This is a genomic window from Wolbachia endosymbiont of Drosophila barbarae, from assembly GCF_044752445.1.
GTDB classification, from domain to species: Bacteria; Pseudomonadota; Alphaproteobacteria; order Rickettsiales; family Anaplasmataceae; genus Wolbachia; species Wolbachia pipientis.
The window spans coordinates 1-15,340 of sequence record NZ_JBIXJM010000204.1 but is presented as its reverse complement, the minus strand read 5'-3'; the positions used below and the strand labels follow the sequence as shown (position 1 = coordinate 15,340).

At 35.0% G+C, this 15,340-nt stretch carries 13 protein-coding genes and 1 pseudogene; 5 read left to right on the top strand and 9 right to left on the bottom strand.

Annotation, left to right across the window (positions count from 1 at the left end):
• Positions 1–144: 144 nt before the first annotated feature.
• Entirely contained in the window at positions 145–348 is a 204-nt protein-coding gene (locus tag ACIPNH_RS04670) for a hypothetical protein (RefSeq protein WP_400771976.1), read from the top strand.
• A 17-nt stretch (positions 349–365) separates the two neighbouring features.
• On the top strand, positions 366–2,165 hold the full coding sequence (gene sdhA, locus ACIPNH_RS04665; protein ID WP_400771975.1) for a succinate dehydrogenase flavoprotein subunit: 1,800 nt from the start codon (positions 366–368) through the stop codon (positions 2,163–2,165).
• Here sdhA and ACIPNH_RS04660 read toward each other — a convergent pair.
• The 6 genes from ACIPNH_RS04660 to ychF form a co-directional block, all read right to left on the bottom strand.
• A complete protein-coding gene (locus ACIPNH_RS04660) occupies positions 2,137–4,713 on the bottom strand; it encodes an ankyrin repeat domain-containing protein (protein ID WP_400771973.1) in 2,577 nt (858 codons plus the stop codon). The two genes, sdhA and ACIPNH_RS04660, sit on opposite strands and share 29 nt — an antisense overlap.
• Positions 4,714–5,007: 294 nt before the next feature.
• A complete protein-coding gene (gmk, locus tag ACIPNH_RS04655) occupies positions 5,008–5,613 on the bottom strand; it encodes a guanylate kinase (protein ID WP_400771978.1) in 606 nt (201 codons plus the stop codon).
• Positions 5,597–7,402 carry a pentapeptide repeat-containing protein gene (locus ACIPNH_RS04650; protein WP_400771971.1) on the bottom strand — a complete coding sequence of 602 codons (1,806 nt, stop codon included), beginning with the start codon at positions 7,400–7,402 and terminating at the stop codon, positions 5,597–5,599. The genes gmk and ACIPNH_RS04650 overlap by 17 nt, the downstream gene beginning before the upstream one ends.
• Positions 7,395–8,597, bottom strand: coding sequence for an ankyrin repeat domain-containing protein (locus ACIPNH_RS04645; RefSeq protein WP_400771969.1), 1,203 nt, complete (start codon positions 8,595–8,597; stop codon positions 7,395–7,397). The genes ACIPNH_RS04650 and ACIPNH_RS04645 overlap by 8 nt, the downstream gene beginning before the upstream one ends.
• Before the next feature lie 146 nt (positions 8,598–8,743).
• Positions 8,744–8,872, bottom strand: a complete 129-nt coding sequence (locus ACIPNH_RS06695) for a hypothetical protein (RefSeq protein ID WP_410529689.1) — start codon at positions 8,870–8,872, stop codon at positions 8,744–8,746.
• Positions 8,865–9,959, bottom strand: coding sequence for a redox-regulated ATPase YchF (gene ychF, locus ACIPNH_RS04640; protein WP_265024343.1), 1,095 nt, complete (start codon positions 9,957–9,959; stop codon positions 8,865–8,867). Before ychF ends, ACIPNH_RS06695 begins: the two co-directional genes overlap by 8 nt.
• Before the next feature lie 117 nt (positions 9,960–10,076).
• Between ychF and ACIPNH_RS04635 the strand changes: the two genes are divergently transcribed.
• Together ACIPNH_RS04635 and ACIPNH_RS04630 are read left to right on the top strand one after the other, a co-directional pair.
• Positions 10,077–11,009, top strand: a complete 933-nt coding sequence (locus ACIPNH_RS04635; RefSeq protein ID WP_400771967.1) for an OTU domain-containing protein — start codon at positions 10,077–10,079, stop codon at positions 11,007–11,009.
• Between the two features lie 99 nt (positions 11,010–11,108).
• A complete protein-coding gene (locus ACIPNH_RS04630; RefSeq protein ID WP_264724172.1) occupies positions 11,109–12,284 on the top strand; it encodes a CCA tRNA nucleotidyltransferase in 1,176 nt (391 codons plus the stop codon).
• Here the strand turns inward: ACIPNH_RS04630 and ACIPNH_RS04625 are convergent.
• The 3 genes from ACIPNH_RS04625 to ACIPNH_RS04615 form a co-directional block, all read right to left on the bottom strand.
• Positions 12,268–13,992, bottom strand: coding sequence for a hypothetical protein (locus ACIPNH_RS04625; RefSeq protein ID WP_400771965.1), 1,725 nt, complete (start codon positions 13,990–13,992; stop codon positions 12,268–12,270). The two genes, ACIPNH_RS04630 and ACIPNH_RS04625, sit on opposite strands and share 17 nt — an antisense overlap.
• A gap of 254 nt (positions 13,993–14,246) precedes the next feature.
• Entirely contained in the window at positions 14,247–14,786 is a 540-nt protein-coding gene (locus tag ACIPNH_RS04620) for an HK97 family phage prohead protease (protein ID WP_400771964.1), read from the bottom strand.
• A gap of 108 nt (positions 14,787–14,894) precedes the next feature.
• Positions 14,895–15,023 (bottom strand): hypothetical protein, encoded by a 129-nt coding sequence (locus ACIPNH_RS04615; protein ID WP_264724169.1) that lies wholly within the window; start codon positions 15,021–15,023, stop codon positions 14,895–14,897.
• Between ACIPNH_RS04615 and ACIPNH_RS06770 the strand changes: the two are divergent.
• Positions 15,021–15,101 (top strand): annotated as a pseudogene (locus ACIPNH_RS06770) (WPE palindromic element domain-containing protein); the annotation flags it as partial. The gene ACIPNH_RS04615 and the pseudogene ACIPNH_RS06770 overlap by 3 nt on opposite strands.
• Between the last annotated feature and the right edge of the window lie 239 nt (positions 15,102–15,340).

Sequence of the window (15,340 nt, the reverse complement as noted above, 5' to 3'; positions counted from 1 at the left end):
CAATATTTTAAAGCGGATAATAACCACGGGGCTTCTTTTGCCTTTTTTTTCGTTTGGTAAATTTCTTAATGTTTATAGCTAAACGACAATCGTCATCCCGCTGCTTGTTAGCGGGATCTAGAGATACCGCGAATGAATCGCGGTATGACGGTTCGTGGCGGTATGACGGTTCGCGGCGGCATGACAATAAGCTCGTCATCCCGCTACGTGTTAGTGGCTGAGATACTGCGGCGGTATGACGTAGGATTGCTGTCATCCCGCTACTTGTTAGCGCCGCGGCGGCATGACGTCTTAACTATAGAAAACTTGATAGATTTTTTCTACTTCTGTGATATCATAAGCCTGTAATGATAAAATAAGTAAATATGGATAAGTCAGCGTATGAGATCATAGAACATGAGTATGACGTGGTAGTAGTAGGTGCAGGTGGAGCAGGGCTCAGAGCAACGCTTGGGATGGCTGCAACTAATTTTTCAGTTGCCTGCATTTCTAAAATTTTCCCTACACGAAGTCATACAGTTGCAGCACAAGGCGGAATTAGTGCAGCTTTAGGTAATATCGGTGAAGACGATTGGCGCTGGCATGCATATGACACAATAAAAGGTTCAGACTGGCTTGGTGATCAAGATGCAATAGAATATATGTGTAAAAACGCTGCTAAAGCTGTTATTGAACTTGAAAATTTTGGCGTACCTTTTTCTCGTACAGAAGATGGCAAAATATACCAGCGTTCCTTTGGTGGAATGACAACTCACTTTGGTAAAGGAAAATCAGCGCAGCGCACTTGTGCGGCAGCAGATAAGACTGGGCACGCAATCCTTCACACTCTATATCAGCAGTGTCTTAAATTCAACGCTGAATTTTTTGTTGAATACTTTGTGATTGATTTAATTATGGATAGCGAAACATGCTGCGGAGTTCTTGCTTGGTCGCTATGCGACGGCACATTACATAGATTTCGTGCGCATAGAGTGGTGTTAGCAACAGGTGGATATGGACGTGTTTATTTCTCTGCAACAAGTGCGCATACCTGCACAGGTGATGGTAATGGCATGGTAGTAAGGGCTGGATTACCACTTGAAGATATGGAATTTGTACAATTTCATCCAACAGGAATATATGGCTCAGGGTGCTTGATGACAGAAGGATGCCGTGGTGAAGGGGGGTACCTCGTTAATTCTCAGGGCGAGAAGTTTATGGAACGTTACGCACCAAAAGCAAGAGATTTAGCTTCCCGTGATGTGGTAAGTCGCGCAATAACAATTGAAATTAGAGAGGGAAGGGGGGTTGGACCAAAAAAAGATCATATGTATTTAACTATAGCGCATCTTGATCCGGAAGTAATAAAACTCAGATTGCCGGGCATCAGCGAAACCGCAAGGACTTTTGCTGGAGTTGATGTCACTAAAGATCCAATACCGGTCATTCCGACTGTTCACTATAACATGGGTGGCATTCCAACCAATTATTATGGAGAAGTGCTCACGCTGAAGCAAGGTAAGGAAGAAGTGGTAGATGGACTATTTGCAATTGGAGAAGCTGCGTGCGTCTCTGTGCACGGTGCAAATCGACTTGGTTCTAACTCGCTTCTTGATCTTGTGGTTTTTGGCAGAGCTGCAGCGCTCAGAGCAAGAGAGAAACTAAAATCCGGTACACCACATAAAAAATTGCATTCAGACTGCACAGACTGGATAGTAGATAGATTTAATAAAATGCGATTTGCCTCCGGTGGGCTAAAAGTAGCAAAAATACGCGGTGAAATGCAGAACACTATGCAAAAATACGCATCAGTTTTCCGTGTTGCTGAAGTTTTAGAAGAAGGCAAAAAAGCTATAAAAAAGGTAGCAAAAATGATGCCTGATATTTCACTTGAGGATCGCAGTATGATGTGGAATAGTGATTTAGTTGAAGCACTGGAGCTTGCTAACATGATCCCACAAGCGGTTATTACCATGGAATGCGCAGCTAATCGCGAGGAAAGCAGAGGTGCCCATGCTCGTGAAGACTTTCCTGAACGTGATGACAAAAACTGGATGAAGCACACTATAGCGTGGCTTGAAGAAAAGAAAGGGCAAGTTAACGTAAAAATTGATTATAAAAAAGTGGCTGAAAAAACTCTGAGCGGTGAGATTGATTTCATAGCGCCAGAGAAGAGGGTTTACTAGTTACACTATCCCTACACAATTTTTCAACGAGTTTTATTGATATGGCACTCATTTTAGTGTCTGGAGGACTCTCAGTATGCTCTGATTGATTTGATGATTTTTGCACCTCTTGCTCTTCTAAATCGTTGGACTTATTTTCTATATCTTTAACAGAGTTATTGCATTGTGTATCATTTTTTGGTGCATTATCTTGAAGTGTAAGTTGCTTTTCTTCAGTAAACTTTCCTTTAATTTTTCCAAATCCTTCATAAATATTTTCTAAATTCAAGTAAATAAGATAACAAACTCCAATAACTGCTATAATAGATGAGGCAGTTGCAATTGTAATAATTCCTTGAGAAGCACTGAATATTGCTGCACAGGCTAAAGCAGCAAATACAAGCGTTGTCACTGCTTTACAAGCAACATTATTGATGTACTTCACAATATCGCGTGCTTTTAACTTCCTGCCAAAGTTGCACTTCAGTTCAGTTCTCATATCATCTGGAATAAGCGCTCTACCCATTGATTTCTCTATTCCTTTTATAGTTTTATAATACTCTTTGCTCCATAATCTTTCGGGTAGTATTAACTGCTTTGGGTCAACACCATTTTGCAATAATTTTACACAGAACTTGATCGTGTTATCACGGCTCTTAGGATTGACCAAATTATGTTTATCTTTTGTCGTCTTAGTAATTAGCGCTACTTGTAGTGGTGTGCGTTCTTTTTCGTTAGCGGTGTTTGCAGCTTTACTAAATTTCTCTTTTTCCACCGAATTTAAAATCAACTCTAAACATGTAACTTTTTGTTCTCCTTTGAATGAAGCAATATAGTGCAGAGCATTTTTTTCATCTTTATCTTGCACAGTAATATCTGCACCATTTTGTAGAAATAACTCTAAGGTTTTATACCTGCCAGTATCCTTAAATTCTTTTTTTATTACATTCTTTATTTTATTTTTCAATGAAGGTTCTTTACTCTTTTCTTGTATGCGCTGGAGTACCTGATGGAGCGGTGTTTGCCCTTCCTTGTTAGTAGTATTTACAGCATCATCTTTATTTGAAATCAACTCTAAACATGTAACTTTTTGTTCTCCTTTTAGTAAAGCAATATAGTGCAGAGCATTTTTTCCATCTTTATCTTGCACAGTAATATCTGCACCGTTTTTTAGCAATAGTTCTAGGGTTTCATACCTTTTAGTTTTTTCAAATTTCTTAAGTGATCGGTTCTCACTCTTCTCTTGTATGCGCTGGAGTATCTGATGGAGCGGTGTTTGCCCTTCTTTTTTATCATTTACAGCTTTTATAAATTGTTCTTTTTGGCCTGTTTCTAGCAATATATTGAGAAGTTTAAGTTTTTGTTTTGTTTCAGGTTTAACAATCAAGTGTAAAGCATTGTTACCATCTGTGTCTTTAAGGCTAATATCCGCACCTTTTTCCAATAGTTCTTTAAAAAGTTTTTTATCACTATTTTTAATTACTGGATGTAATAGATAATTATCATTACTATCTGGAGTATTTATGGTATGTGCTACAATTTCTTTAACTTTTGCTTCTGTCTTGGTTTTTATTTCCTGCTTTAGCTCAGCCTTTTTAGCTAATTTCTTTAAAAATTTACAATAGTATTCATTTTGCCCCTTAGACAATTTTTTTAAGCTTTCCTCAGGTAATTCTAACTGATCATGGCTGGCTCCATGCTCTAACAATTTTGTAAGAAACTTAAGTGTGTTATCGTTATCTTGGATTGTGTGAAACTCATGGTTTTCTTTTGTTATCTTGTTAATTAGTGCCACCTGAAGAGGGGTCTGATTTTCACTATTAATGAGTTGTGCTAGATCTTTCTTGGTGACCGTTTTTATTAGAATACCTAGAAACTTGCGTTTCTGTTTCTTTTCCAACGATACGATAAGGTGTAAAATATTGTTTCCTTTTTCATCTTTTATGCTGCTAATATCCGTACAATCTTTTAGATATTTTTCAAATTTCCTGTTATTTCCATTTTTGATCGCTTTTAGTAATAGAGCATTGCTATTTGTTATTTCGTTGCTTTTCTCTACTTCTTGATCTTCATTTACTGTATTAGGGTTACTGATTGAATGTTTCTCATAATCATCACCAGCATCGCTACTGTAGTCACTTTCAATTCCACTGTCCCTACGATCATTTTGGTTACAATATTTGCTATTATAAGTAATTTCTGAAATTGCTTGCTTTACTCGCTCTTTTGTTTCATTTGATATTTTTTTCGATCGTTCTATTGCTTTATCTAGCACTGGAAGGAAGCATTGGACATAATACCTATAATATTTTTCTTGTTCTCTAAGTGATTCTTCTAATTTAGTTAATACTTCAGGACTAGCATCTTTTTCAAATAACCTTTTACACTTCTTGAGGGTTCCATCTTGACCTCTTGGTTTTTCACGCTTGTGTTCTTCTTTTTTTACCTTTCTCTCTATAGTGCAGTGCAATTGCTCGTCTTTTCTATCCTGCTCTTGCTTTTTATTTTTATCTATGCATTCACCTAATTTATCTGCATTAGTAGTTAGTGCAGTTATATCTATACCCATACTAAAACCTCAATATTAAAAGCTATTTAAGTTGTCAGCACTAAACTAACAACCAAGAAGTTTGACTTTTAAATTGAGCTAAACGTTGTATATGTGATCAAAATATAGGTGGAAAGGCAGAAAATTAATTTCTGTGAGAAAATTTGCCGTCATAGTTAAACCTCACTTGAACAGTTGCTACTATTTTAACCATTTAATCTTAAAAAATAATAAATATAGCTAAACTGCGAAACGTGCTACTGGCTAAAATAGGATAAGAAACTATAGCTGCAAATATCCAAATTGATGTTTTTATCAGTCTTCCAGACTTGGTTTTTCTTTTAGTTTTTTAAGTCTTTCTTTATTTAGTATGGAGCTTATCTCTTCTACACTTTTATCAATATCATCATTGATTATTACATAATCATATTTATCACGTTTGCTTATCTCTTTTTGAGCTTCGGCTAATCTGCGCTCTATTTCGCTTGCATCATCACTATTACGCTTTTGCAAACGCAACCTAAGTTCTTTCATTGAAGGGGGAAGTATAAAAACACTCACAACTTTTTTTCTCATGAGCTTGAATAAGTGAAATGCTCCTTGCCAGTCTATGCTGAGTAAAACGCTTATTCTATTGCTTAAGTTTTGCTCTATAAAATTTCTTGGTATACCATAAAAATTCTCAAAAACTTTGGCGTATTCAAGCATTTGGCCAGCTTTGCATAACTCGTGAAATTTTTCTTCGGTAACGAAAAAATAGTCTTTTCCATTTATTTCGCCGGGGCGAGGCTTGCGCGTAGTCATAGAAACAGACCTAACTAAATTAGTTGATTGCTCAAGTAATTTTGCTGATATAGTAGTTTTTCCAGCTCCAGAAGGGGAGGATAGAACCAATAATACGCCCTCACTTTTTACGGTCATTTTTCTTTGCATTTTTTAACATGGTGCTTTTTGGATCAGAGTTTAAAAAGCTAGAACCTTCTAAATTAGAATTTGATAAGTTGGTGCCAATGAGAGAAGAGTTATCAAAGACAGTATAGCGCAAATCGGTCTTTTCAAAATTTGCCTTATTCAAATTAACGTTTACAAACTTTGCTCTACTCAATGTTGAATTAGAAAAATCGGCATTTTCTAAATTCATATTCTTAAATTCAAAGTAAGAATAATTTACATTAAATTTTTCACCCTGTGATATTTTCTCTTGCAAATCTTTAATCGAAGTTATAGCATTTTCTGAACCTGCAAGTTTTTTCTGTCCTTTATTGTCAATCAAAATTGAATTATCAAATTTGCAACCTGTTAAGTGAGCATCAACAACTGAACTTTTATATATGCTTGAAGAGAGAAAAGACATATCACTAATTGTTGAATTACTCAAATTGCTAAGAAAAAAACTAGTTTTCCTAAAGGCATTAGCGTGAAGCAAAGAAGATCTGAAATCGCTTTCAATAAAATTTGAATTAGTTACTTTTAAATTGGACCAGCTCGAATTATCAGCTAATAAATTAAAGAGTGTTGAATTTTCTATTTCACTGGAATCAATATTATGGCGAGAAAGTGTACTGTTATAAACTTGAGAGTCTTGGATTTTTATCTTATACATTGAAGTTGTAGAAAGGTCTGAATCTTCTATCTTTGCAGAGGTGAATAGTGAATGGTCAAAAAATGAGCCATTCATGTTAGAATTTGCAACTTTAGTATTATGAAACTTTCCGTGACGAATGTCAGCATTAGAGACATTAACTTGATGCAGTTCACTAAAACTAAAATCAATATTGGATAAATCAGCATCATGAAGATTTGCTTCAGAAACATATGCATGTTTTATCTTGGAACCATTTAGTATAGATTGAACAAAACTTGAATTATCGTCATTCACATAGGAAATTTGTGTGTTGCTTAAATTAGCCTCGTCGAAGTTACTGTTAATTATGATAGAAGAATTAAGGCAGGCATCGGAAAGATTGCTACCTGTAAAGTCTGATTCTTTTAACTCTGCACCATATATGTTAGCATTTTTTAATGAAGAAAATTGTATCTTTAATTTATATGCATCCACTCCAAAGAAACTTGCATTATCAAGGTTGTTTTTCTGCATAACGGTATCGTTTATTTCACTATCACTAAAATTTACGTAGCTAACATTCGAGTTTGATAAGCTAGAAAAACTCATTTTCACATTCGAGAAATTAGTATGCACACCAATTACATTGTGCATACTTACTTTTTTGAGATCGGAACTGATAAAATCAGCATAACTAACATTAGACTGGTCAAATACGATATCTGTTAAATTTGCAGAAACAAATTTTGTAAAACTCAAATTTGTACCTTTTATTTTAATGCCATGTAAATTAGCATTGGAGAAATTAGCACCACGTAAATCAACATCAATGAAAGACACATCTGATAAATCGGTGTTAGAAAAATCAGCACCAATTAGACTTACTCCATCAAAAACAGATTTATTGAGATATAATTGACTAAAATTAGCTCCATTTAAGTTAGAACCAAAACCTTTCTTAAAATCTTCTGGCACGCCCTCTTTGTGGCACTGCACCAAAAATTCAGCAAAGTCTTTTTTGCTGTAAGATACATATTTTACATCATGCAGAGCGTTTAAAAAATCACTAATCGGATTTTTTTCATCATTTATTTCGTTTCCATAACATAAATGACCAACTAAAATTAATATCAAAAATCTAATCATCTTGCTTATCGCACTGTATTTCTTTCGTTTTCACAACCCAATCGTACATTGCTGAGCTTTCTTTATTGTCTATTTTTCTATCCTCCAAAAGGTGTGGCATCATTTCGGCAATCGCATTTATTATCTTGACCTGCTTTTTTTCGATTGCTATATCAATTGGGGATTGAAAATTATTATTAACTACTCTAAGATCAGCACCTTGTAATAAGAGAAAGCGCACTATGTCTACCTCACCTTGTTTAACTGAATAAATGAGAGGAGTATCACCCAATTTATTTCTAAATCTTAGTATCTCTTGAATTGTTAATCCAATTTTTTCTAGCTTACTTATTACTCCTCTTAAGCAAGTTAAGTTGTTCTTCTTAATGCAGTAAAAAAATTGCTTACTGTAATCATCAATAAACACAGTTGTAGGAAGATGCTCATTAAGGCTATCATATTGTCGTTTATATATTGACTTGCTTTGTATGTCTTTATGACCCCATTCTTTTATTGGTTCTCTGTTTAGCTTTGTCCATTTTTGTAAACTTTTCTTTTCACTTTGCTCTTCTTCATCTTTTTTAGTTATAGGTTTTACTCTATTGCGGTCCTTGGAATTACTGTTTGTTTCTTTCACTTTTTTTTCTTCAGACTGATTCTCTACTTTTTCTTTTTTTCCCTCTAATAATTGACTCGCATCACTTTTTGAAAGTTCATTATCTTTTATATCGATCTTCTGATCAGCTTGTAGATTTTTTTGCGGGTTAGCTGTATTCTCATTTAAATCAGCACTTAAAGGCAAAGGCTCTGGTTTCAAATCTTTATTCACTTCTTTATTGGCCACATTTGGTAAATTTTGAGCAAATTTGTCTGTGCTTCCTTCTAGCTGGTCATTTGGCAAATCTTTATCAATCCTTTCACCTTCACTTATAGTTTTTTCAACCACGAAAGCTTTGTTCTCGTTGTGTTGCAGTTTCTCTTTATCGGTAGTGCCGTCTAATCTTTTGCTCTCAGCTTCTTGTGTTTGTTTAGCATCGACGTTGCTTTTCAACTCATCTTTTTGATTTGTGCTGCTCAGTAAATCTTGCTTTCTTGCACCTACATTTTCGTTTTTATGAACTGACCCAATTTTCTTTTCTTCAAGCTGCTCTACGGCAAACAGGATGGGTGATCCGAATACGACAGCTAATAATATAAAATATAAAATATTCTTCATAAATATCCCAAGCATAAGCTTAATTAAAATGATACTATAATCAAATGATTAATCTACAGTAAAAAATGCCTTAGGATTTAATTTATAAAAAAACAATAGATTTTTTGTATCTGTTCAGGGGCATCGCAAATATTGAAGCAAAGTGGTCAGTGCTTACTGTACGAACATTGTGATTTGAGAGCAATCTCCGCTAGGGAAGATGTCATCCCAGTGCCCAGACACTGGGATCCAGAAAACTTAACTTTAAATAAGTGGCTGCATAATAAACTACACATTAAACCTAAAGTGCATTATATCACCATCTTGCACGATGTAATCTCTGCCTTCAAAGCGAATTTTTCCTGCGTCTTTACAAGCCGGTTCACTTCCATACTTTATGTAGTCTGCAAAGCCTATCGTTTCTGCTTTTATAAAGCCTTTCTCAAAATCAGTGTGGATTACACCTGCTGCTTTATCGGCTGTTGACCCTATTTTTACTGGCCAAGCTCGTGCTTCTTTTGGCCCTACAGTAAAGAAAGTTATCATACTCAGCACTTCATACATAATACGCGCTACTCCATCAAGCCCTGATTCTTGTAAGCCAAATTCTGATAAAAAACTCTGTTTTTCCTCTTCACTATCAAGATTTGCAATATCTGCTTCGAGTTTTGCTGAAATGCAATAAAATTTGCTTTTATTTTCCTCTGCCATTCTCTCTACCTTTTTAGATAATTCATTGCCAGTTATAACATTTGTATCTTCAACATTGCAAACGTACATAACGGGCTTTGTTGTCAGCAATTGAAGCAACTTCATCTCATCTCCATCGATATTCTCCAAACTTCTTGCAGGTCTACCTGATTTTAAAGTAGCCAGTACCTCTTGCATTAATTCAAGTTGTCTCTTTAGCTCTTTATCACCTTGCTTTGCTTTCTTTTCCAATTGAGGAAGCCTTTTTTCTATGCTATCAATATCAGCTAGGATTAATTCCATTTCTACCACTTCAGCATCTGATATTGGATCTATTTTACTGTGTATATGGCTGATATCGTCATCCGTAAAGCACCTGAGCAGATGAACGATGGCATCAACTTCTCTGATATGGCTTAAAAATTTATTGCCGAGCCCTTCGCCTTTGCTCGCACCCTTTACCAGACCTGCAATATCTACAACTTCTAATTGGTTGTAGATTACCTTCTCTGAGCCTGCAATTGCTGCGATTTGTTTCAAACGTTGATCTTTTATTGAAATCTTGCCTATATTTGGCTCGATTGTGCAAAAAGGATAATTTGCAGCTTCGGCTGCACTTGACTCTGTAAGCGCATTAAATAAGGTTGATTTTCCTATGTTTGGTAACCCAACTATACCGCAGTTAAAACTCATATTTGCTATGTAAAATTATAACTATTGCATAATTTAAAAATTTCTGCTATACTTAATTAGTCGCTTATTGACAATTTTGTTGGTATAGTAATATATAGCTTAAATTAAGGTAAAACTATGACTACAGCTAAGAAACGGAAACTACCAAGTGACTTTCATGGTGTTGAGGTTGGAATAAAAAGGCCCAGGATCTCAGGACAAGAAATAACTCTTTTAAATAGTAACCCTTACCCTGACAATTTCTATGTAGGGCAAGCAATTGGTAATGGAAGCTGTTTTTTTGACTCGTTCAGGCAAAGTCTAGAACAACAGACAGGAGAGCAAGTTACTGCCGAAAAATTAAGAAATGATTGTAGGGAATTTGCGCAAAAGAATCCACCAAAGTGGTTTACAAATGCAATTGTCAATAGTCATGATAACAATGGCCAGCACCGTAGTGAAACTGTAGATGATTATACAGCAGACATTATGCGTAACAGTAGGTGGGGTGATCCTGACGTTGAAGGCAGAATACTTTGTGAAAAGTATAAGGTAAAGCTACATGTTATAGAGAACCAGACTGTTGATAACCAAGATCTGTCTTTGCATGAATTAATAGACAATTCAGGTTCAAAAAGTGCAGGTGAATACAATAAAGTTGATTATGATGATAGTAGTATTGTGCATATAATAAACAAAGGCGGATTGCATTTCGAACCATTGCTTGATAGAAATAAAAGTTTAGCAAAACAACTGCAAGAGGAAACCAAACTTAAACAAGAGCAAGAACAAGAAGATTTCCTATTAGCAAAAAAACTGCAGCTAGACGAGATCTTAGAATATTGTAACCTTTCAAAGGATATCTCTGAGAGAGCAGAGGTTGAAAAGGGATTTGATAAGTTATTGGCAGAAAATGCTGATGGAAAAATTGGTGATGTTGTAGAGCAGTGCGTTAGTGAGATAAAGCAGCGCATAGAGTGCTCTGAAGAGCAAAACCCTTCAAGTTTACCAAGATGTAGTATGGAGGAATCAAGAACAGAAAAAACATTTCATCAACAACAAATATCATAATTGGAAGTGTAAAATAAATCTTCATAGCCCTGTATATTTTTATATAGGGCTTTTGCAAGCATTTCATATAATATGAGCTTGCAGTACGTACTAACCTAAATGCAAGTTGACCATGAGACTAGTTTAATTATTGATGCCATAGAGGAATTTGGTGGTGAGGCTAGGCTTGTCGGCGGGTGTGTGAGAGACTCAATTTTGCAGCGTGATGTCCACGACATCGATTTAGCTACTAATTTGCTTCCCAATCAAACGATTAAAGCGCTAAAACTCCGTAATATTAAAACTATTCCAACTGGCTTAAAACATGGAACTATCACTGCGGTTCTAAATCAAAGATCTTTTGAGATCACAACACTAAGGCATGATGTGAAATGTGATGGTAGGCATGCAAAAGTAGAATTTACCAATAATTGGCAAGCGGATGCTTCAAGGCGCGACTTTACATTTAATGCTCTGTATGCAGATAAGCATGGCCATATATATGACTACTTTGGTGGTATAGAGGACTTAAAAGCGCGAAGGTTAAACTTTATAGGCAACGCTGAAGATAGAATTAAAGAAGACTATCTACGTATTTTAAGAGCATTTCGTTTTCATGCAAAAATATGTGTCGGAGATTTGAGTGATGAAATACTAAACGTATGCAAAAAGCATTCGCATATGATTCAAAACCTCTCTGGAGAGAGAATAAGAGATGAAATACTTAAATTGCTGGAGTGCAATGATCCTTTTCCAACACTTAAGAGCATGCAAGAATCTGATGTTTTGCAAAAGATTATCCCAAAAGAAGTAAAATGCGAAATTCTGTCTTCGTCACTTCTTTTGGGCACTGATGCACTAGTAAAATTAGCGTTACTCCTTAGGACTACTAAAAAAAATGACAGGCTAAGTCTTGGAGAATATGTAAGCAAATTTTTACGTCTTTCGAACAAGCAAAAGAAAAAGCTGCTATTTTTACTATCCAACGATATCAAAACAGAACTCTCAGAAAAAGAGCAAAAAAAATACATATCTTTATTTGGTAGAGAATTATATTGTGATTTAGTGAAAATTTGTGGTGTTGAGTCTGGAGAAAATGTTGATGAATACATTTCATTTGCTAACACATTCAATATTCCAAAATTTCCTTTATCTGGCGATGATTTAATAAGTATAGGTCACCAGCCAGGAAAAAGTTTAGGTAGAAACTTGGAATTGCTAAAACAACATTGGGAAGATAGCTCCTACACTTTAACAAAAGAGGAGCTGGTGCTTTATGCTAAGGGCCTATTCTAACTGCTTTCCGACTGTTCAATGAATGTATGCTTGCAATATTAGTGTGACTCATCGAGGAATTAGGTGTGTATTCTTTTTTAGCTTTTTCTGTTAATTGATATTCGTTTACTCCTCCTTGAGTTTGATTACACATTCCCTGATCTGGAGATAAAAATTTATCTCTTATGCTTAATGCCAGTTGTAACTCTTGAATCTTATTTGAAAAACATTTCATTTTAGCCTCTGTTAATTTTCCTGTAACAATTTCTTTAAGCAATTCTCCTGAGTCGTTATTATTATTATTCTTGCTATTAAAGCTATGCAAGATAGAGTCTACAATCTTATTTACCCCTTCTTGTTTGTTAAATTCTAATTTTTTTACGCATTTTCTAACAGAAGGTGACAACTTGGCCTTTAACGTGTCATCTCGTAGTTCTTTACCCATATTTTTTCCAATGTTACAATGTTCGTTGACAACTTCTTTAACCTTAGCTTCTATGATCTCCCTTGCGGATTGTTTCAAATTACTTTTTAATAATTCAAGCAGCTTACTGCTTTCAAATTTGCCATCATCTTGATTTGATAGAGACTTTATAGTTTCATTAAGCACGTTATGGCAAAAGTGTTTCTTTTCAAATTCAGAAAAACTTTTTTTCAACTCTTTATTTTTATCAGATAAAAATTTATCGCAATTCTCATTCCCACGAAGCTTAGATAAACCCTTTGGAATTTTTGACTTCATAGAACCAGTAGTTGATTTTGCAGTAGATACTGTACTCACTGTATCTGGCGCTTTAGTTTTTGTTTGCCCTTGTGTATCTTTCTCTGTTAACTTCCCATTTTGTTGTTCATCTTTAGCTGGTGAACTTTCAATTTGTTGATTTTTTAATGTCAGATTTTCATCAAGTGTTTTTGTACGCTCTCCAATAGAAAATATTGCAACATTTCTTGCTCTTTCTAATTTTGCATTCAGATGTTCAACTTGCTCTTGTAACTCTTCTTTTTTTTTCTTCGATTTTTCTTTCCTGACTTCTTCCACCCTTTCAAAAAGCTCGTTTATTTTATTGGTAAATTCTGCTCTGAGTTCAGTTAATTCTCTTCCCTGGCACCCTATCATCTCAGATTTTGCCTTCAACTTTACTAAAAACTCTTTCTCTTGTTTATCTGTAACTTCTACCAATTCTCTATAATTCTTTTTAAGTCTTATAATTATAGATTGCAATTCTCTATTTTCCTTTTTTAACGAGCTATTTTTTGATTGTAAGTCCGCTTTAAGCCTTATGATTATAGATCGCAATTCTTCAATTTTCACTTCCAATAAGCCATTTTTTGATTGTAAGTCTTCAACCTGCTGTGCTTGATCACTATTTTTATCCGTTGTTTCGACGTATTCGGTCTGCATTGCTATATCGTGAAATGTTACTTTATTAGTTTGAACCTCTCCATCCTTACTTATTACTCCACTTTTGCTCTCTCTTACTGCTACTTCAGGTTTTAAGTCAACTTGAACACTTCCATCTATTGTCTTAAAAGCATCAGTTTGAACTTCATTGTTTGCAGTAGTTTTATCGTAGTACAAAATATTTTCTGCCCATCTGTTCCATCTCTTGGGCAATATTCGTCCAATCGTTTTTAGAAACAACCAAGCAAATACAGTAGACCAACTGTATTTTTTTTCCTTTCGTTTAACATTAATTTCATAATTAGCCGTATTATTAATATTTGACATAAAATTACCTTGTTTTTTAACTTTAATTTACAGAAAATTTTAACAGCGATAAAGTTATATATGTTAGTGTAAATGTTAAATAAATACTAACGCAGGTGTCAAATTATGGTAAAGTCTTTGCCCACCTAATACACTTTATAGCTAATCCAAGAAAAGTTTTCCTACGTCATACCGCCGCGGTATCTCTAGATCCCGCTAACAAGTAGCGGGATGACGAATTTTTGTTTTTCAAATTATCGGTAAACCAAGTCACTTTAGCTATAAGCAGAAATACACGTGTTTGTAAGTACAGCATTTGCTTTTTCTATCGCTCTTGCTAACATTTCCTGTTCATTGTTCTGATTTTTCACATTGATTACCTGAGCAGCTAAGTTTGCAGGAAAAGTGACCAAACTGACTTCCCATAATTCCACTTGTTTTAACACTCTAGCTCCGCTTTTATGATCAACATCATACTCTATAGGTATATAGCCGATGGAAAGTCCGTTAATTGCTCCAGCTTTGAGCATCAAATACACTTCTTCTGCTTTCTGAATACCCAAAAGTAAATGTGCAATTATATATAGACCAACATCATTTTCGTAAATATCTATGATACTACCTATAGGTTCGTCAGGATTATGCTGCCAAAGGAGTTTTATTTTATTTCTGTTTAAATTTTTCTTAAATGCTCCAGGCAATATCAGATCATTTTGTTTATCAACTATATTAAAAACGCTAGCATAACCAGAAAATACACCGTTTTCTCCTATGCTTTTTATTGACAATGGTGAATAGAGAAATTTCTTATTCATAAAGCCTCCTGTAGTATTGGGAATTTTGTTTCGCAATGCACTGCGATATAATTCTATTATATGCAGTGCTCTAAAAGGGGGAAGCACTTTTCTTAGTTACTAAAAACGCTAAATTGTAATATGGTACAATGTTACAACGATGTCATGAAAGTAGCTGAAACTGGTTCCTTTATGACGGCAGTACCTTCTCCTGTCATCCGAGTAGCCTCCTTTTTTTGTCATCCCAGTGCTTGACACTGGGATCCAGAAGACTTAATTTCAACCAAGTGGCTGCATAATAAAGGCTGGATTCCAGTGTCAAGCACTGGAATGACATCACAGGGGCATTGACCTCTCTTGGGCTCTTTTAGCTATAAACATTAAGAAATTTACCAAATGAAAAAAAAGGCAAAAGAAGCCCTGGGGTTATTATCTGCTTTAAAATATTGGCGTTTTTTATGTTTTAAACGTTTGACAAGCAAGATTTAGCTGCTTTTAATTGCAACTAACCTACGCTGCAAATGTTTAAGAAATTTACCAAGCAGAAAAAAAGACAAAGAATCCCCGAGTTAGCT

Coding starts and splice junctions, on each gene's coding strand:
- ACIPNH_RS04670 (WP_400771976.1), top strand. CDS start 145: ATGACGGTTCGTGGCGGTATGACGGTTCGCGGCGGCATGACAATAAGC.
- sdhA (WP_400771975.1), top strand. CDS start 366: ATGGATAAGTCAGCGTATGAGATCATAGAACATGAGTATGACGTGGTA.
- ACIPNH_RS04660 (WP_400771973.1), bottom strand. CDS start 4,713: ATGGGTATAGATATAACTGCACTAACTACTAATGCAGATAAATTAGGT.
- gmk (WP_400771978.1), bottom strand. CDS start 5,613: ATGACCGTAAAAAGTGAGGGCGTATTATTGGTTCTATCCTCCCCTTCT.
- ACIPNH_RS04650 (WP_400771971.1), bottom strand. CDS start 7,402: ATGATTAGATTTTTGATATTAATTTTAGTTGGTCATTTATGTTATGGA.
- ACIPNH_RS04645 (WP_400771969.1), bottom strand. CDS start 8,597: ATGAAGAATATTTTATATTTTATATTATTAGCTGTCGTATTCGGATCA.
- ACIPNH_RS06695 (WP_410529689.1), bottom strand. CDS start 8,872: ATGTGTAGTTTATTATGCAGCCACTTATTTAAAGTTAAGTTTTCTGGA.
- ychF (WP_265024343.1), bottom strand. CDS start 9,959: ATGAGTTTTAACTGCGGTATAGTTGGGTTACCAAACATAGGAAAATCA.
- ACIPNH_RS04635 (WP_400771967.1), top strand. CDS start 10,077: ATGACTACAGCTAAGAAACGGAAACTACCAAGTGACTTTCATGGTGTT.
- ACIPNH_RS04630 (WP_264724172.1), top strand. CDS start 11,109: ATGCAAGTTGACCATGAGACTAGTTTAATTATTGATGCCATAGAGGAA.
- ACIPNH_RS04625 (WP_400771965.1), bottom strand. CDS start 13,992: ATGTCAAATATTAATAATACGGCTAATTATGAAATTAATGTTAAACGA.
- ACIPNH_RS04620 (WP_400771964.1), bottom strand. CDS start 14,786: ATGAATAAGAAATTTCTCTATTCACCATTGTCAATAAAAAGCATAGGA.